This is a genomic window from Nonomuraea spiralis (assembly GCF_014648435.1).
GTDB classification, from domain to species: domain Bacteria; phylum Actinomycetota; class Actinomycetes; order Streptosporangiales; family Streptosporangiaceae; genus Nonomuraea; species Nonomuraea spiralis.
In genome coordinates this window covers 342,083-358,966 of record NZ_BMRC01000010.1, presented here as the reverse complement: position 1 = coordinate 358,966, position 16,884 = coordinate 342,083, and the positions used below count along the sequence as shown (strand labels likewise).

13 protein-coding genes are annotated in these 16,884 nt (G+C 70.9%); 8 read left to right on the top strand and 5 right to left on the bottom strand.

From position 1 onward, the window contains the following. The first annotated feature begins 3 nt into the window (after window positions 1–3). Both IEZ27_RS26110 and IEZ27_RS26105 read left to right on the top strand, forming a co-directional pair. A complete protein-coding gene (locus IEZ27_RS26110) occupies window positions 4–1,116 on the top strand; it encodes an ATP-binding protein (RefSeq protein WP_189649642.1) in 1,113 nt (370 codons plus the stop codon). Then, on the top strand, window positions 1,113–3,872 hold the full coding sequence (locus tag IEZ27_RS26105) for a DUF5682 family protein (RefSeq protein WP_189649641.1): 2,760 nt from the start codon (window positions 1,113–1,115) through the stop codon (window positions 3,870–3,872). Before IEZ27_RS26110 ends, IEZ27_RS26105 begins: the two co-directional genes overlap by 4 nt. An 84-nt stretch (window positions 3,873–3,956) precedes the next feature. Here IEZ27_RS26105 and IEZ27_RS26100 read toward each other — a convergent pair whose 3' ends face one another. The 4 genes from IEZ27_RS26100 to IEZ27_RS26085 all read right to left on the bottom strand — a co-directional run bounded on the left by IEZ27_RS26100 (window position 3,957) and on the right by IEZ27_RS26085 (window position 9,136). After that, window positions 3,957–5,216 carry a lamin tail domain-containing protein gene (locus IEZ27_RS26100; RefSeq protein ID WP_189649640.1) on the bottom strand — a complete coding sequence of 420 codons (1,260 nt, stop codon included), beginning with the start codon at window positions 5,214–5,216 and terminating at the stop codon, window positions 3,957–3,959. Window positions 5,217–5,336: 120 nt separating this feature from the next. Continuing rightward, window positions 5,337–6,803 (bottom strand): 5-carboxymethyl-2-hydroxymuconate semialdehyde dehydrogenase, encoded by a 1,467-nt coding sequence (gene hpaE / locus IEZ27_RS26095; RefSeq protein ID WP_189649639.1) that lies wholly within the window; start codon window positions 6,801–6,803, stop codon window positions 5,337–5,339. Beyond that, the gene (dapA, locus tag IEZ27_RS26090) at window positions 6,803–7,714 is read right to left on the bottom strand and encodes a 4-hydroxy-tetrahydrodipicolinate synthase (RefSeq protein ID WP_125633057.1); all 912 of its coding nucleotides are present in this window, start codon (window positions 7,712–7,714) and stop codon (window positions 6,803–6,805) included. Before dapA ends, hpaE begins: the two co-directional genes overlap by 1 nt. A gap of 21 nt (window positions 7,715–7,735) precedes the next feature. After that, window positions 7,736–9,136: a fumarylacetoacetate hydrolase family protein gene (locus IEZ27_RS26085; protein WP_189649638.1), complete on the bottom strand. Its 1,401-nt coding sequence runs from the start codon at window positions 9,134–9,136 to the stop codon at window positions 7,736–7,738. 162 nt (window positions 9,137–9,298) lie between these two features. Here IEZ27_RS26085 and hpaD point away from each other — a divergent pair, with 162 nt between their 5' ends. From hpaD to IEZ27_RS26065, 4 genes are all read left to right on the top strand, one after another. Further along, window positions 9,299–10,159: a 3,4-dihydroxyphenylacetate 2,3-dioxygenase gene (gene hpaD, locus IEZ27_RS26080; protein ID WP_189649637.1), complete on the top strand. Its 861-nt coding sequence runs from the start codon at window positions 9,299–9,301 to the stop codon at window positions 10,157–10,159. Window positions 10,160–10,173: 14 nt separating this feature from the next. Continuing rightward, window positions 10,174–10,893, top strand: coding sequence for an alpha/beta fold hydrolase (locus IEZ27_RS26075; protein WP_229824335.1), 720 nt, complete (start codon window positions 10,174–10,176; stop codon window positions 10,891–10,893). Beyond that, window positions 10,890–11,555, top strand: coding sequence for a GntR family transcriptional regulator (locus IEZ27_RS26070; protein ID WP_229824334.1), 666 nt, complete (start codon window positions 10,890–10,892; stop codon window positions 11,553–11,555). The genes IEZ27_RS26075 and IEZ27_RS26070 overlap by 4 nt, the downstream gene beginning before the upstream one ends. A 70-nt stretch (window positions 11,556–11,625) precedes the next feature. After that, a complete protein-coding gene (locus tag IEZ27_RS26065; RefSeq protein ID WP_189649635.1) occupies window positions 11,626–12,213 on the top strand; it encodes a TetR/AcrR family transcriptional regulator in 588 nt (195 codons plus the stop codon). Between the two features lie 70 nt (window positions 12,214–12,283). Here IEZ27_RS26065 and IEZ27_RS26060 read toward each other — a convergent pair whose 3' ends face one another. Beyond that, a complete protein-coding gene (locus tag IEZ27_RS26060; RefSeq protein WP_189649634.1) occupies window positions 12,284–13,273 on the bottom strand; it encodes a methyltransferase in 990 nt (329 codons plus the stop codon). A 199-nt stretch (window positions 13,274–13,472) separates the two neighbouring features. On the opposite strand from IEZ27_RS26060, the gene IEZ27_RS26055 reads away from it, so the two are divergent. Both IEZ27_RS26055 and IEZ27_RS26050 read left to right on the top strand, forming a co-directional pair. After that, window positions 13,473–15,212 carry a dipeptide ABC transporter ATP-binding protein gene (locus tag IEZ27_RS26055; protein WP_229824333.1) on the top strand — a complete coding sequence of 580 codons (1,740 nt, stop codon included), beginning with the start codon at window positions 13,473–13,475 and terminating at the stop codon, window positions 15,210–15,212. Between the two features lie 61 nt (window positions 15,213–15,273). Continuing rightward, window positions 15,274–16,875, top strand: a complete 1,602-nt coding sequence (locus tag IEZ27_RS26050) for an ABC transporter substrate-binding protein (RefSeq protein ID WP_189649632.1) — start codon at window positions 15,274–15,276, stop codon at window positions 16,873–16,875. Window positions 16,876–16,884 lie beyond the last annotated feature (9 nt).

Here is a 16,884-nt window from a genome sequence, read left to right as displayed (position 1 = left end):
ACCATGAGTGACATGCTCCGCGCCCCCGCAGAGGCGAAGTACGCCGAGGAGCTCGACTGGCTGGAGTCGGTCGACGACGGCCCCAAGCCGTTCTCGTGGCGGCTCAGCCCGCGCATGATCCGCATCTTCGTCCTCGGCTCCGAGCGTTCCGACGGGCTCGACCGCGAGATCCCGCAGAAGTGGTTCGGCGACCGCAGCTTCGTCGAGCGCAGCATCGTGACCCTGGCCTCCGACCGCGGCCTGCTGCTGATCGGCGACCCGGGCACGGGCAAGAGCTGGCTGGCCGAGCTGCTGTCCGCGGCGATCAGCCGCAACTCCACGCTGGTCGTGCAGGGCACCGCCGGCACCACCGAGGACCACATCAAGTACTCGTGGAACGTCTCGATGGTCATCGCCAAGGGCCAGTCGCGCGAGTCCATGATCCCCTCGCCCATCATGAACGCGATGGAGCAGGGCGTGATCGGCCGCTTCGAGGAGCTGACCCGCTCGACCAGCGACGTCCAGGACGCCCTGATCTCGATCCTGTCGGAGAAGTACGTCTCCATCCCCGAGCTCGACGACGACAACATCGTCTTCGCCCAGCCCGGCTTCTCGATCATCGCCACCGCCAACAGCCGCGACCGGGGCGTCAACGACCTGTCCTCCGCGCTCAAGCGGCGGTTCAACTTCGTCCGCATCCCGGTGGTGACGAACAAGAAGAGCGAGGCGGAGATCGTCCGGTTCCGTACCGAGGAGCTGCTGCGCAGGCACCAGATCGAGCTGGACCTGCCGCCCACGCTGCTGGACATCCTGCTGCAGAGCTTCGCCGACCTGCGGGCCGCGGCCGCCTCGGCGACCAGCGACGACGAGAAGCTGGAGTCCGCGTTGTCCACGGCCGAGCAGATCGGCGTGCTGGAGGACGCGATCCTGCACAGCCACTTCTTCGGCGACCGCACGCTGCGGCCCGAGACGCTGGCGGGCTCGCTCGTCGGTTCGCTGGCCCGGCGCAGCCCCGAGGACCTGGCCATCCTGAACAAGTACTGGCACGGCGTCGTCGAACCGCGCAGCAAGAAGGACGGCGGCCCGTGGCAGGACTTCCTCGAGGGCGGCCGCCAGGCCATCTCCACCCTGTCATGAGCCTCTTCCAACCGCTGAAGGACCAGCTCAGCGAGGCCGCCGCGGCCTTCGTGGGCGACGGCGCGGTGTCGTCCATCCTCACCGGGCTGGTCGAGGACGTCGACCGGGCGCTGCGCGAGGAGCTGGAGATCTTCCCGGTCTGCCACCACTCGCCGGCCTCGGCGCTGGCCATGGTGCGCCGCCTGCGGGAGAAGCAGCCGAAGGTCATCTACCTGGAGCTCTGCGAGGACCTGGCGCCGCTGCTGACCGAGCTGCGCAACTGCCGGCTGCCGGTGGCGCTCCAGGCGTTCGCGACCGAGCTGGACGGTTTCCCCAAGGGTTCGGGGCCGCTGAGCGTGGTGGCCCCGATCACCGAGGCGTCGGCCGAGTACCAGGCCATCTCGTACGCGCTGGAGACCCCGGACGTCGAGCTGGTGCTGGTCGACCGCTCGTCGGACCACGTCTTCCAATGGCTGCCGCGAGAGCAGGAGAAGGAGCCGGCGAAACCGGGAGAGGAGGCCGGCCTGCACGGCGACGCCGTCGGCGTGGAGATCGGCGACCTGCGCCCCCGCTTCGCCGAGCTGGAGGAGCACCTGCTCCACCACGGCAAGGTCCGTCACTGGTCGGAATGGTGGGACCAGTACGTCGAGCAGCCGCTGTCCGGCGCCGACTACGACACCTACCGCCAGGTCATGGTCCTCATCGGCAGCCTGTTCCGCCGGCTGCGCCCCGAGGACGACCGGCTGGCCGTCGACGAGGAGCGCGAGCGCTACATGTGGACCAGGATGCGCGAGCACCTGGCCGCCTCGGGCGCCGACCCGGCCGACTGCCTCTACGTCTGCGGCGCCTTCCACGCCGCCAGCCGCGTCGAGCAGTTCGGCCTGGCCGCCACCGCCCCGTACGAGATCGGCCCCCGCACCGGGACCCGGTGGTTGTACGGGCTGATCCCGTCCAGCCACTCGGCCATCGAGGCGCAGTTCGGGCTGGCCTCCGGGTCGGTGTCGATCGCCGCCGCGACCTGGGCCAAGGCCGTGACGCGGAGCAAGCTCACCCCGTTCCAGCTCAGCGGGCAGAAGGGCACCAGGAAACGGGCGGTCAAGCTGCCCGCGCCCGCCGCGCCGGCGCAGGCCGCCGACCGGCTGACCGGGTTCCTGTCCAGCCCGCCCAAGCTCGACGCGCTCGACGAGGCCGAGCTGCTGGGCTGGAGCGTGGACATCGTCCGGCTGGCCCGCCGCAACGGCTATCTCGCCAGCACCGCCGACGCCATCGCGGTGTTCGAGACGTCGATCCTGCTCGCCGGCATGCGCAACCGGACCAGGCCCACGCCGTACGACTTCCAGGACGCGGCGGTCACGTGCATCGAGAAGGACGTCGTGCCGGGCCGGCGCGACGTGCGCCGCCTGTGCGAGATCCTGCTCGGCGGCGACCGCATCGGCTCGGTCGGCTACGACGCGCTGCCCCCGCTGGCCCAGGACGTCTACGACCGGCTCCGGCCGCTCGGCGTCGACCTGGACCGGCGTACGCTCCAGCGGGCGCTGCTCGACCTGCACTCCGACCCCGAGCTGCTGCCCTGCTCCGACCTGCTGTGGATGCTGCGCTACCTGCTGCCCGGCGACGCGGCACGGCCGATCATGGGCGAGCGCAGGCTCGGCGAACGGCCGATCCAGGAGAGCTGGGACCTGGCGATCGGCCGCAACCAGCGGGCCATCATCGAGCTCGGCTACGAGGGCGTCACCATCGAGCAGGTGCTCGAACAGCGGTTGCGGCGCAAGGTGTGGGAGCCGGACGCCACCGCCGCCGTCGCGCTGGCTGCCGTCGAGGACGCCATCCTCTTCCTGGGCGGCGGGCGCATCGCCGACGAGCTGGGCGCGCGGGCGGTGGAGCTGCTGGCGGCCGAGCGCAGCGTCGACGACGCCCCGGACGTGCTGCGCCGCATCCGCCGCCTGCTGTCCTACTACCGCACCGCCGAGCCCGTGCTGCCCACGTGGTGCGAGGCGTTCGTGACCGAGGGCTACGCCCACTACTGCACCCTGCTCCCGACCGCGTTCGTCGAGGACGAGACCGGGGTGCGGCAGGTGTCGGCCATGCTCGGGTTCCTGTTCACGATGGAGGGGCTGGCGCTGGCGCTCGGGTGCGACCGGGCCCAGCTGGAGATCGCGGTGCGGCAGTCGCATCCGGAGTCGCCGGCCAAGGTGGCGCTGTTGTGGGCGGCCCAGCACCTGCTGGGGTTGCTGCCGCTGGCCGAGCTGCGGTCGCGGTGCGACGAACTGCTGGCCAACCCGCTGGTCATCCCGTCGTTCCCGCAGTACATCACCGGGTTCGTGCAGGCGATGGAGCCGGCTCCGGCGTTGTCCGGGTTCGTGGTGGAGGTGATCTCCAAGGCGTTCGGACGGCTGCCGGACCAGGTGTTGCTGCCGTGGTTGCCGAAGCTGATCACGACGCTGCGGGACCAGGCGGGGGAGCTGATGCCGGTCCTCGTACGGGAGGCCGGTCGTACGTTCCCCGGCAGCCTGACGGCGGTGGACGCCTGGACACCGCCATGGGCCCGTACGGCGGCGCCGCCCGCGTCCAAGGCGGTCGCGCCCGCCGCGTCCGGCCCGGTCGCCGAGCTGCTGGCCGGGCATCCGGCGGCCTGCGACGCGGCGGCCGAGCTGCTGGGCTGCGAGGGCGGCTGGCGGCCGGTGGCCGCCGGCGCCGGACCGGAGCACCCGGAGGCCGCCGCCCTGCTGACCCACCACCCCGACACCACCCTCGCCCTGGCGGCGCTGCTGTCCTGAGACCGGGCGGCCGCTCGCGGGCGCCGGACCACCTCCGGCGCCCGCGAAGGCCCAGGGCCCGCGCGCGGGGGCGGCGGGCGAGGGTCAGCGGCCGAAGCAGATGGTCCGGCCGGGGCGGACGTGGTCGGGTTTGTAGGTGACCTGGTCGATCGTGACGCCCTTCGCGTTCACGAGGAGGATGGTGTCGCCCTGGTTGCCGAGTTGCAGCCGCCCGCCGGGCACGACCTGAAGGACGCCTCCGGCGGCGAGCGACCCGGTCAGCTCGGTGCGCCCGCCCCGCGAGTCGGCCAGCGCCCATCCGGCCAGGTCGACCGGCCGGCCGGTGACGTTGAGGAGGGTGACGTTCTCGTGTCCCCGGTCGGCGCCCGCCGGGTCGGGCAGCGCCGCCACGATCAGCACGTCCCCGGCGGAGACCGGACGCGGGTCCACGGGCGCGCCGGGCGGCGCCGGGTCGGGGCTGATGACGAAGTCCTCGGGCCAGGCCGTGAGCTGGATCCGGGTGCCGGAGGCGCGGATCACGTCGTGCAGGTTGCCGTGTTCGAGCTTGTCCAGCAGGAACACAGCGTCGTCCCGGTTGACGGGGTCGGCCCGGAGCCAGGCGTCGAAGCCGTCGAGGTCGCTCGCGCCCGTCGCCAGGTACGGAACCAGCCGGCGGAACAACTTCGGCCACATGACGAGCCCGGTGAGGGCCTCCAGCGAGGCCACCTCGGCGGGCCCGTCGGGATCGGCGGCCGAACGCGGCCAGATGCCGGTGGGCGAGGCCTTCGTCCTGGCCGTACGCGACACCCCGGCCAGATGCGTGCGCAGCGTCGCGGGCAGCGTGGCGTAGAAGGCCGGGTACGTCAGCCCGGCGGCCAGCAGCCGCGCGTTCGCGGAGGTGTCCACCAGCGCCTCGTCGAGGAACACGGCCAGGCCGTCGGGCCCTGGGTGCTCGCCGGTGAACGCGAAGCCGATCAGCCGGCCGTTGGCGTCGATGCCGTTGCTGAGCACGTGCCCGCGCAGTTCGTCCTGGTCGGCCGACCGGACCTTGTTGGGCAGGTCGTCGAAGAACTGCACGCCGGTGAAGCCGAGCAGGCGCAGCAGCTCGTCCCGGGCCGCGTTCGCGCCGGTGAGTTCCTGGCGGGTGTCCTGGAAGTGGGTCTCCAGCGCGTCGATGGCCTCCAGGCGGACGGAGATGCCGCGCGCGGTGAGGTCCGGGGGCCGTCCGGAGGGACGGGCCAGCGTCTCGACCAGCGCGGGCGAGTCGGGTCTGAACTTGATCGTGTCGCCGTCGGGCTCGGGGCCCTGACGGGGAAGATCCGGGTAACGGATCACGAAGCTGCCGCGTAAAAGTGTGTAGCTCATTGGGTTCCCCCCCAAGAGTGGCCATCACTGCCATATCGGCCACCGGAGCGTAACTCCACGCACTTCTCAGCGTCTACGGCCTGCCGGGCCGGGGACCGGCCCGGCAGGGAACGGTCCGGATCAGGCGGCTCCGAACCGGGGGATCGGCAGGTCCTCGGTGGCCAGGTGCACGATGTGCGACTCGGTGTAGACGTCGATGCTGTGCCGGCCGCCCTCCCGGCCCACGCCGCTGGCCTTGACCCCGCCGAACGGCGTGCGCAGGTCGCGCACGTTCTGGGAGTTGACCCAGAGCATGCCCGCCTCGATCGACTGGGCCAGCCGATGCGTACGCCGCAGGTCGTTGGTCCACAGGTACGCCGCCAGGCCGTACCGGGTCGCGTTGGCCAGCTCCACCGCCTCCGTCTCGGTGGAGAAGGGCGTCACGCAGACGACCGGTCCGAAGATCTCCTCCTGGAAGATCCGCATGTGCGGGGTCACGTCGGCGAACACCGTCGCGGCCAGGAAGTTGCCCGACGTCAGGTGCTCGGGCCGGGAACCGCCGGCGACCAGGCGGGCCCCCTCGCCCGAACCGATCGCGACGTACTCCATGACACGCTCGTAGTGCTCGGGGTGGATGAGCGCGCCCAGTTCCGTGGCGGGGTCGCCGGGCGCGCCGACCCGTACGCGCGCGGCGCGCTCGGCCAGCCGGGCCACGAACTCCTCGTAGACCGTGTCCTGCACGAGCACGCGCGAGCTGGCCGTGCAGCGTTCGCCGTTCAGGGAGAAGACGCCGAAAACGGCCGCGTCGAGCGCCCGTTCCAGGTCGGCGTCCTCGAAGACGAGCAGTGGCGACTTGCCGCCCAGCTCCATCGACAACGTCTTCAGCGACGACGCGGCGTTGCGCATGATGGTCTGGCCGGTGCCGCTCTCGCCGGTGAAGGAGATCACCGGGACGTCGGGGTGGGCGACCAGTGCCGCGCCCGCGTCCTCGCCGATGCCGTGGACCAGGTTGAACACGCCGGTCGGCAGCCCGGCCTCCTCCATGATCTCCGGCAGCAGGCTCGCCGACGCGGGCGACCACTCGGCGGGCTTGAGCACCACCGGGCAGCCGGCCGCCAGCGCGGGGGCCAGTTTCCAGGTCTCCAGCATGAACGGCGTGTTCCACGGCGTGATCAGCCCGGCCACCCCGACCGGCTTGCGTACGACGTAGTTGAGCTGGGCGGTGCCGACGCGGTAGACGTCCTCGCCCATCGTGGTGATGACGTCGGCGAAGAACCGGAAGTTGTGCGCGGCCCGCCGCGCCTGGCCGCGGGCCTGGGTGATCGGCAGGCCGGTGTCGCGGCACTCCAGCGCGGCGATCTCGTCGTCCCTCGACTCGATGGCCGCCGCGACGGCGCGCAGGGTCCCGGCGCGCTGCTCGGCGGGCATCGTGCTCCACGGCCCGTCGGTGAACGCCTTCTGGGCCGCGGCCACTGCCGCGGCCACGTCGGCCGCGCCGCCCGCGGCCACCTCCAGGTACGGCTCGTTCGTGGTGGGATCGAGCGCCGTGAAGGTCGCACCGGACTGGCTCGGCACGTGCCGGCCGCCGATGTAGTGCTCCAGTTTCATCAGGCGACTCCCTCGCTCTGTGCCAGTAGTTCGTTGATCCGGGCGATGCCGGGCTCGGTGGGGGTGATCAGGGGGGCCCGTACGTGGCCGGAGGCGATCAGGCCGCGCTGCTCCAGCACCCACTTGGCCGGGGCCGGGTTCGTCTCCACGAACAGCAGCTCGACCAGCGGGTGCAGCGAGTAGTGCAGCTCCAGCGCGGTCTCGTGGTCGCCCGCCGTGTACGCCTCGTACATGCGGGCCACGGTCCGCGGCGCCAGGTTGGCCGCGGCGCTGACGAAGCCGACGCCGCCGATGGCCAGCAGGGGCAGGCAGAGCAGTTCGATGCCGGACCACATGAGGAAGTCGCGGCCGCACAGGTTGAGCACGTGCGAGAAGTGCTCGAAGTCCTTGGTGGTCTCCTTGATGCCGACGATGTTGTCGTGGTCGCGGCGCAGCCTGGCCACGGTCGCGGGGGCGATGTCGACGGCGGTGCGGGAGGGCACGTTGTAGATGACGATCGGCAGCGCGGGGAACTCGGCGGCGACCGTGGCGTACCAGCGGTAGAGGGCTTCCTGGGTGGGACGGGCGTAGTAGGGCGTGATGACGAGGGCGGCGTCGGCGCCCAGGCGCTCGGCCTCGGCGGTCAGCCGCAGGGTCTCGTCGAGCTTGGCCGAGCCGGTGCCGGGCAGGAACGGCACCCGGTCGGCGGTCTCCTCGGCCACCACGGCCATCGCCGCGACGCGCTCCTCGACGGACTGCGCGCCGGGCTCGCCGGTGGAGCCGCCGGTGGAGATGCCGTGCGAGCCCTGGCCGAGCTGCCAGCGCACCAGCGAGCGCAGCGAGTCGAGATCCAGTGACCCGTCGGCGGCGAACGGCGTCACCACGGGTGCGATGGATCCGCGGATGGTCGACGGATCGGAGCGGAACTTCATGGGGTTCTCCTTTTCGGGGGGTCAGCGCTGCTGCTCGTACGCCTCGCGCCAGGCGCCCTTCAGCGGGTAGAGGCCGTCGATCGAGGCTCCCTCGGAGACGCGATCCAGGATGAAGCGCTCCTCGTCCTCCTGGCGGGCGGCGGCCCCGGCGACCTCGGCGACCAGTGCGGGCGGGATCACGACGACGCCCTCGGCGTCGCCCACCAGCACGTCGCCGGGGCACACCAGCACGCCGCCGCAGTCCACCGGCACCTGGGAGTCCATCGGCACGTGGCGGCGGCCGAGCACGGCGGCGTGCGCGGTGCCGTAGTAGGAGGGCAGGTCGAGCGTGGCGAAGGAGGGGCTGTCGCGCAGCCCGCCGTCGGTGACGACGCCGGCCGCGCCGCGGCGCAGGGCGCGCATGGCCAGGATGTCGCCCAGCGTGCCCGCGCCGTGCTCGCCCCGGGCGGAGATGACCAGCACCTCGCCCGGCCGGATCTCCTCGACGGTGCGCTTCTGGGCGTTCATGCCGCCGCCGATCTCGGCGAAGACGTCCTCGCGCAGCGGCAGGTAGCGCAGGGTGCGGGCGACGCCGACCATGCGCAGGTCGGGGCGGGCGGGGCGGACGCCCTCGATGAAGTGGTGGTCGATGCCGCGGGCGCGGAGCTGGGAGGAGATCGTCGCGGTCGAGACCGACCGCAGCGCCTCGGTGATCTCCGGGGTCAGGGGGCCGGGCGCGGGGTGCGCGGCGCCGTACGCGGCGGCCCTGGTCTCGTGGGTGACCTTGGGCCGGACGCCGTACGCCGCGGGCGGGTCCTGCTCGGCGACGACCTCGTTGCGCAGCCGGGCGGTGCCTTCCAATTCGACCTCCACCACGTCCCCGGGCCGTACGACGGTCGAGCCGGCCGGGGTGCCGGCCAGGATCAGGTCGCCGGGCTCCAGCGTCATGTACCGGGACAGGTCGGCGATCAGCAGGTCGAAGCCGAACAGCAACTCGTCCGTGCACGCCTCCTGGGCCAGTTCCCCGTTGACGTACGTGCGCAACCACAACCGCCCCGGATCGGCGTCCGTGAGCAGTTCCGAGCCGACCGGGGTGAACCCGTCCTGGCCCTTGGCCCGCAGGTTGGAGCCGAGGTCGGCGTGCTTGAAGTCGTAGACCCCGAAGTCGTCGGCCGCCACGTACCCGGCCACGTGCTCCAGCGCGCGCTCGGGGGAGACGCGATGGGCGCGGCTGCCGACGAGGATGCCGATCTCGCCCTCGAACGCCAGCAACTCGCACCCGTCCGGCCGCACGACGGGCCGGCCCGACCACGACAGGGACGTCGGCGGCTTGAGGAAATAGGAGGGGACGGCCGGGGTCCTGCCGCGTTCGGCGGCCCGGCTGCGGTAGTTCAGATGGACCGCGATGATCTTCCCCGGCGACAGGCCAAGAGGGTGTCCCACCTCGTCTCCTTCCAAATCATATACGACATCATTTATGTTATGGCATGTGGAACAATATCGACAAACCCCCTCAGATGCCTACATGATGCTCATCACGCCATCAGTGGAGAGGAGAGTGCGGATGATGGTTCAGACCGCCCAAGCAGGCCGGGGAGTGGCGTGATGGGTGAGATCGTGCTCGCCGCCAAGATCACGCACGTGCCGTCGATCTGGCTGTCGATCCAGCCCGGCAAACACTTCGGCATCCGCCGCCCCGCGGAGCTCGCCCTGACCGAGGTCGGCAGGCGGGCGCGGGAGCTCGGCGCGGACACGTTCCTGATCGCCGACACCCATTGGATGAACAGCATCGGCTTCCACCTCAACGGCAAGCCGCGCCACCAGGCCACGTACGTCAGCCATGAGCTGCCGCACTTCATCCACGACCTCGCCTACGACTACGCGGGCGATCCCGAGCTGGCCGAGCTGATCCGCGAGGAGATCGTCGCGGGCGGCCAGAAGGCCCGCGTGCACACCTATCAGGACCTGGGCCTGGAGTACGCCACGCTGGTGCCGATGTACTTCATGAACCAGGACGCCGGCGTCCGGGTCCTGCCCATCGGCTGCAACATCTACTCGACCGTCGAGGAGAACCGGCGGATCGGCGAGGCCCTGCTGCGTGCCGTGCTCCGCAGCGACAGGAAGGTGGCCTTCCTGGCCAGCGGGTCGCTCTCGCACGCCTTCCCGCCCAACGAGATCGCCGAGTCGCTGCTCGACGACGTGAGCAGCGAACTGAACCGCAACGTCGACCACGCGGTGCTGGAGATGTGGGGCGAAGGCCGCATCTCGGAGTTCCTCGACATGTTGCCCGACTACAACGAGCGCTGCACCGGCGAGGGGGCGATGGCCGACACCGCCATGCTCTTCGGGCTGCTGGGCTGGCGCGCGTACAACGGGCGGGGCGAGCAGCTCTGCCCCTACTTCGGCAGCAGCGGCACCGGTCAGGTGGTCGTCGACTTCCCCGTGCCCGCGTTCCACACGACATGAAGGATTCGGCAGACATGACGGCCGTTCAGACGTTCACGCCCGACCGGCCCACCGGGGCGCCGCCCGTGCTGCTGCTGCACGGGTTCGCCTCCAGCGGGCGGCAGGACTGGGTGGACACCGGGATCGCGGCGGAACTGGCCGCGGCCGGGCGCGTGGTCGTCGTACCCGACCTGCCCGGTCACGGCGGGAGCCCGGTTCCGGCCGAGGCGGCGGGCGCGCCCGCGGTCGCCGCGGCGCTGCTCGCGCTGGCCGGCGACGGGCCGGTCGATGTGGTGGGGTACTCGCTCGGCGCCCGGCTGGCCTGGGAGTTGCCGGAGCTGGCGCCCGACCGGGTGCGGGCGGTCGTGCTGGGCGGGCTCAGCCCGTTCGAGCCGTTCGCCGCGCTGGACGTGGCGGCGCTGCGCGCGGCGGTCGCGGGCGGCGAGCCGGGCGACCCGATGACCGGCATGATCGCGGCGATGATCGCGGGCGCCTCCGGCGGGGTGCCCGAGCGGGCCGCCGGGCTGGTGAGGCTGGTCGAGGGCCTGCGCGCCACGCCGTTCGAGCCCAAGGGATGGGCCGGGCGCACGCCGCCGGTGTTCGTGGCGGGCGCGGAGGACATGATGACCTCCGGCATCGAGAACGTCGTCGCGCTGGCGCCCGGCGCCCGGCTGGTCACCGTCCCGGGTGATCACCGCGGCGCGCTGGCCGGCCAGGCGTTCCGCGACGCGGTCGCCAAGGCGCTCGCCACGTGACGAGCACAGGAGGAGTCGCGTCGAAGGCGGAGCTCAGCTACGAGATCCTGCGTTCGCGCATCCTGGACGGCACCTACGGCCCCGGTTACCAGCTCGTCATGGACCGCCTCGCGCGGGAGATCGGCGTGAGCACGATCCCCCTGCGCGAGGCGCTGCGCCGCCTGCAGTCCGACGGGCTGGTGGAGGTGGTGCGCAACGTCGGCGCCCGCGTCGCGATCTTCGACGCGGCGCAGGTGCGCCACACCCTGGAGGTACTGGCCCGCCTGGAGGGGTACGCGGCCGCCGTCGCGGCCCCGCGCATGGGCCCGGCGGACGTGGCACGTTCACGCGAGATCAACGCCCGGCTGTTCGAGGCGCTGGACTCGTTCGACCCCGCCGCGTTCACCGCGCTGAACCGGGCCTTCCACTTCTCCGTCTACGAGCACTGCGACGACGAGCACCTGAACTTCCTGCTGGAGGCCGAATGGACCAGGCTCGACCACATGCGGCGCTCGGTGTTCGGCTACCTGCCGGGCCGGGCCCGCCGTTCGGTGGAGGAGCACGAGCACCTGCTCGACCTCATCGCCGCGGGCGCCGACCCCGCGGAGATCGAACGGGTCGCGTGCGCGCACAAGACCAACACCGCCGGCGCCCTCTATGACGTCCGGGTCACCCGCGGCTAACAATCGGGTCATGCCCTCCCGGCATTTTGTCCTACACTGGTAGACGAAACGCCGTACGGAGGGGTCCCGCATGCCCAAGATCATTGACCACGACCAGCGTCGCAGCGACATCATCGACGTCACGTGGGACCTGATCACGAAGGGGGGCATCGAGGCGGCCACCATGCGCGAGATCGCGAACGCGGCGGGCTTCGCCAACGGCGCGCTCAAGCACTACTTCCCCGGCAAGGAAGACATCATCGAGGCGACGTACGAGCGCGCCCTGGCCATCGTGACCAGCTACGTCAAGCTCGACGGCCGCCGCGGGCTGGGCGCGCTGCGCGAGATGTGCGAGGCGGCGATGCCGATCGACGAGGAGCGCATCACCGCCGGCCGGGTGCTGCTGATCTTCTGGCAGACCTCGCTGACCAACCCCAAGCTGTACGACAAGTACCTGGAGCACCTGCGCGCCTGGCGCGGCATGCTCCACCGGCTGATCGAGGAGGGCCGCGCCGACGGCGACATCCGCACCTCGATCCCCGACGAGCAGCTCGTGGACGAGCTCGTGTTGCTCAACGCGGGCGCCAACGTGATGAGCCTGGTCGGCCCGCAGTTCTCCACGGTCGAGCTGCAGAAGCGGCACCTGCAGTCGTTCTTCGACCGCATCGCCCAGCCCTGAGCCCAGCCCTGGCCCTGACCCCGCCCGTTCCGGCCCGCGTCGCGCGTCCGCGGCGCGGGCCGGCGCGTGCTCAGACCGCTTCGGCCACGATGACCCGCGGGCTGCCCGGCAGGGCCAGCTTGTCCACCGGCTTCCAGGCGGCCTCGTCGAGCCAGCCGCGCACCTCCGACTCCTCGTAGACGACCGTCCCGTCGATCACCAGGTACTCCCCGGCGTGCAGCGCGTCGATGGCCCGCTGCTCGGCGTCGTCGTCGAGGAAGAAGTCGAGCAGCAGCAGCCGCGCCCCCGGAGCCGCCGCCGCGCGGGCGTTGCGCAGGATGGCCCGGTTCTGCTCGACGTCGAAGCGGTGGATGACGTGGTTGACCATGACCAGGTCGTACGGGCCGGACGGCGTCGCCGTGTCGGTCGGGGCGCCGGTCACCTCGGCCCGGTCGGCGAACCCGGCCTGGGCGACCTGCTCGGCGATCGAGTCGGCGAACGTCGGGTCGTACACGAAGGTGGCGCGCAGCGCGGGGTTGGCGCGCAGGGCCTCGAAGGCGAAGGCGCTGGACAGGCCGCCCAGGTCCAGCAGGTTGCGGAAGCCGGAGAAGTCGAACGCGCCGCCCAGCATCCTGGCGTGCAGGCTGTTGTACGTCATGACCCCGGCCATGAACGTGCCCCACCGGTTGCCCGAGGTGTCCAGGACGCCCGGCTCGGTGGTGTCCACGGTCTTGTCGAACTGCAGCCAGTGGCCGTAGCTGATCTCGTTGAGGAAGGTGAGGAACGGGCCGAGGTCGAGCTCGGACGACTTCTGCCCGGCCAGGTAGCCGGCCGCGTCGGCGCCGAGGGCGTACCGGCCGTCGGTCCTGGTCAGCAGGCCGAGCCCGGCCATGCTGTCGGCCAGGATGCGGGCCATGCGGGGGGTGACGCCGGTGGCCGTCGCGATCTCCCCGGCGCTGCGCGCGCCGTCCGCGAGCGCCGCGAACAGTCCGATGCGGCTGGCCGCGAAGAGCTGCTTGGCGCCCATGTAACCGGTGGCGATGGCGACGATCGGATCCGGCGTGGGGGAAGGCGTGGACATGGTCAAGGCCCTGCCCTTTCTGTATTGTCTACGAATGTAGACGTTCACCATAGACCCTCTGTCTACGAACGTGGAATAACCGTTGACAGTGGAGGGACCGTCTGTCAACCTTTGTAGAACTATCTGGCTCGAACATGGCTTTTCGGCAGCTCAGTGTGGGTTTGCGTGCCCCGCTTCGAGCACGGTACCGGTGCCAGGAATGGAGCTCACGCGCATGTCGCTGCTCAACCTGACGGATCTGACCATCGGCGTCACCCGGGAGGACGCCGGGCCCCAGGAACTCGTCCACCGGCTCACCCTCGACGTCGCCTCCGGGCAGACGCTCTGCGTGGTGGGGGAGTCGGGCAGCGGCAAGACCGTCACGGCACTGTCGATCATCCGCCTGCTGGAGTTCGTGGCCCCGTCCTACACCGAGGGCGCGATCGAGATCGGCGGCGTGGACGTCACGCGGCTCGGCGCCGAGGAGATGCGCGCCTACCGGGGCGCGCGGATCGGGATGATCTTCCAGGAGGCCCTGGACTCGCTCAACCCCGCCCAGCGTGTCGGCGTCCAGCTCATCGAGGGCTACCGGCCCGAGGGCGCGCTGCCCCGGCAGGCGCTGCGCCGGGGGAGCAGGCTGCGCCGCGAGGCCGAGGCCAAGGCCAGGAGTCTGCTGACCGAGGTGGGGCTGGGCGACACCGACCGGATCATGGCGCTGTATCCGCACCAGATGTCCGGCGGCATGCAGCAGCGCGTGATGATCGCGATGGCGCTGATGTCCGACCCCGACATCCTCATCGCCGACGAGCCGACCACCGCCCTCGACGTCACGACGCAGGCCGAGATCCTCGCGCTGTTCCGCCGGGTGCAGCGTGAGCATCAGACCGCCTGCGTGTTCATCACCCACGACATGGGCGTCGCCGCCGAGATCGCCGACCGGATCGCTGTCATGTACCGGGGCAGGCTGGTGGAGATCGGCGACAAGATGGACATCCTCACCAAGCCTACGCATCCGTACACCAAGGCGCTGCTGGAATGCGTGCCGCAGCTCGGCGTCAGCCGTCGTACGGGATTTCCGACGATCTCGGAGGCCAAGCTCAGGGCCGCCACCGAGGGGTCCGGCGAGACCGTGACGGAGACGCTGGTGCTCGCCGCCGAGCCCGCGCCGGTCGCCGGTACCCCGCCCCTGGTCATCGAGAACGTCACCAAGGTCTACCGCACCGGCCGCCGGGCGAGCGTACGCGCCGTCGGCGACGTCTCACTGGAGATCGCGCCCGGCGAGTTCTTCGGCCTGGTCGGCGAGTCCGGATCGGGCAAGACGACGCTCGGCCGCATGGTCAGCGCGCTGGAACGGCCCACCTCGGGCAGTATCGCCTTCGGCGAGCACCGCATCACCGCATCGGGGCTGCGCGGCGACGAGCGCGCCTTCCGGCGTACCGCGCAGTTGATCTTCCAGGACCCGCAGAGCTCGCTCGACCCCCGGCACACCGTGGCCCGCATCATCGCCGAGCCGCTGCGCGAGCTGACCCCGCTGCGCGGCGCCGGCCTCGACCGGCGTGTGGCCGAGCTGATCGACGAGGTCGGCCTGCCCGCCGACTGCGCCGGCAAGCTGCCCTCACAACTGTCCGGCGGCATGCGCCAGCGTGTGTCCATCGCGCGCGCGGTCGCCGCCGAACCCAGGCTCATCGTCGCCGACGAGCCCACCTCCGCGCTGGACGTCTCGGTCCAGGGCCAGGTCATGAACCTGCTCCTGCAACTGCGCCGCTCGCACGGCATCAGCTTCCTGTTCATCACGCACAACCTCAGCCTGGTGCTGTCGGTGGCCGACCGCGTCGGCGTGATGTACAAGGGCGACCTAATCGAGGTCGGCACCCCGGAAACCATCGCCTCCTCCTCCACGCACGAGTACACGCGCCGCCTTCTGGCCGCGAATCCCGACTTGTCGGCATACGTGGGATAGCCCCTCGGGTCGACCTTCTCTTCTGTCCCCCCTTTTTTTCAGAGCAAGAGCGAGAACCCACATGAACGTGCTCAAGAGCCTGAGGGCCGGGCTGGTCTGCGCCGCCGCGGCGAGCGCCCTGCTGCTCTCCGGTTGCGCGGGCGGCGCGACTCCGTCGTCCTCCTCCTCCGCCGACGCCGGCACCCCCGTACGCGGCGGCGACCTCGTGGTCGCGGTCCCGACCGATCCGCAGTCGCTGGACATGGTCGCCAACCCGGGCCAGGTCACCGCCCACATCGGCAACATGTTGTACGAGAAGCTCTTCGAGGTCGACAAGACCTTCGCGGCCCGCCCGATGCTGGTCGACACCTACAAGCAGAGCGAGGACCGGCTCACCTACACCTTCAAGCTGCGCACCGGTGTCACGTTCCAAGACGGCAACCCGCTGACCGCCGCCGACGTGGTCGCCAGCCTGGAGCGCTGGCTGAAGAGCCACGTCACCGGCCAGCAGGTCGCCGCCGACGTCAAGAGCCTCAAGGCCACCGACGACACCACGGTCACGCTGGAGCTGAAGAAGCCGCGCTACCCGCTGATCGACGAGCTGGCCAGCCCCGGCGCCGAGGTCTACGAGGCCAAGAACCTCAAGGGCGTGCCCGCGACCGGCTTCGCCAAGGAGGCGGCCGTCGGCACGGGGCCGTACAAGCTGAAGAGCTGGGACATCGGCCAGCAGGTCGTGCTGGAGCGTTACGACGGCTACAAGTCGCGCGCCGAGGAGGACTGGGGCGGCCAGGCCGGCGCCAAGCACGCCTACCTCGACACGGTCACCTACAAGGTGGTCGCCGACCAGGACGCCGTGGTCAACGGCCTGCAGACCGGCCAGTGGACGCACGCCATGCCCGGCGACGACCAGTACACCCCGCTCAAGAACAACCCCGCCGTGGTCGTGTCGAACCTGGCCGGCGCCAACCAGAACGTGCTGATCCCCAACTTCAACAAGGGCTCCAAGTTCTCCGACGTACGCGCCCGGCAGGCGCTCAACCTGCTGATGGACAAGCCCGCGCTGAACGCCGCCACCGGCGGCGGCCCCGACCTCACCGTCGAGGTGGGCGCGCTGGTCTCGCAGGACAACAAGGGCCTGTACTCCACCGCCGGCGACGACGTCTACAAGCAGCACGACCCGAACAAGGCCAAGGAGCTGTTCGCGCAGGCCGGCGTCAACGCCGGTGACACCGTGCGCATCCTGACCTCCAACAGCTACCCGCAGTTCAGCCAGTGGGCGGTGCTGCTGCAGGACCAGCTCTCCAAGATCGGCATCAAGACGAAGATCGACACCTACGACTTCCCGACGATGCTCGGCACGATCACCAAGGACCCCGGCGGCTGGGACATCACCACCCTGTTCTTCAACGCCGCGCTCACCTCGCCCTCGCAGATGCCCGCGCTGACCCTCGGGGTGTTCAACGGCTCGGGCTCGCCCGAGATGGCCAAGCTGATCGAGGACTACAACGCCGCGACCTCCCCGGAGACCGCCAAGACGCTCATGGACCAGCTCCAGACGTTCGTGTGGCAGCAGTTCCCGGTCATCACGATCAGCCAGTCGAAGCTGTACGCCGCCTACTCGCCCACGCTCAAGGGGTACGACACGTTCTACCGCGTGTTCTGGAACTCCTGGCTCCAGAAGTGAGGGGGGGAC

Coding starts and splice junctions, on each gene's coding strand:
- IEZ27_RS26110 (WP_189649642.1), top strand. CDS start 4: ATGAGTGACATGCTCCGCGCCCCCGCAGAGGCGAAGTACGCCGAGGAG.
- IEZ27_RS26105 (WP_189649641.1), top strand. CDS start 1,113: ATGAGCCTCTTCCAACCGCTGAAGGACCAGCTCAGCGAGGCCGCCGCG.
- IEZ27_RS26100 (WP_189649640.1), bottom strand. CDS start 5,216: ATGAGCTACACACTTTTACGCGGCAGCTTCGTGATCCGTTACCCGGAT.
- hpaE (WP_189649639.1), bottom strand. CDS start 6,803: ATGAAACTGGAGCACTACATCGGCGGCCGGCACGTGCCGAGCCAGTCC.
- dapA (WP_125633057.1), bottom strand. CDS start 7,714: ATGAAGTTCCGCTCCGATCCGTCGACCATCCGCGGATCCATCGCACCC.
- hpaD (WP_189649637.1), top strand. CDS start 9,299: ATGGGTGAGATCGTGCTCGCCGCCAAGATCACGCACGTGCCGTCGATC.
- IEZ27_RS26075 (WP_229824335.1), top strand. CDS start 10,174: ATGACGGCCGTTCAGACGTTCACGCCCGACCGGCCCACCGGGGCGCCG.
- IEZ27_RS26065 (WP_189649635.1), top strand. CDS start 11,626: ATGCCCAAGATCATTGACCACGACCAGCGTCGCAGCGACATCATCGAC.
- IEZ27_RS26060 (WP_189649634.1), bottom strand. CDS start 13,273: ATGTCCACGCCTTCCCCCACGCCGGATCCGATCGTCGCCATCGCCACC.
- IEZ27_RS26055 (WP_229824333.1), top strand. CDS start 13,473: ATGGAGCTCACGCGCATGTCGCTGCTCAACCTGACGGATCTGACCATC.
- IEZ27_RS26050 (WP_189649632.1), top strand. CDS start 15,274: ATGAACGTGCTCAAGAGCCTGAGGGCCGGGCTGGTCTGCGCCGCCGCG.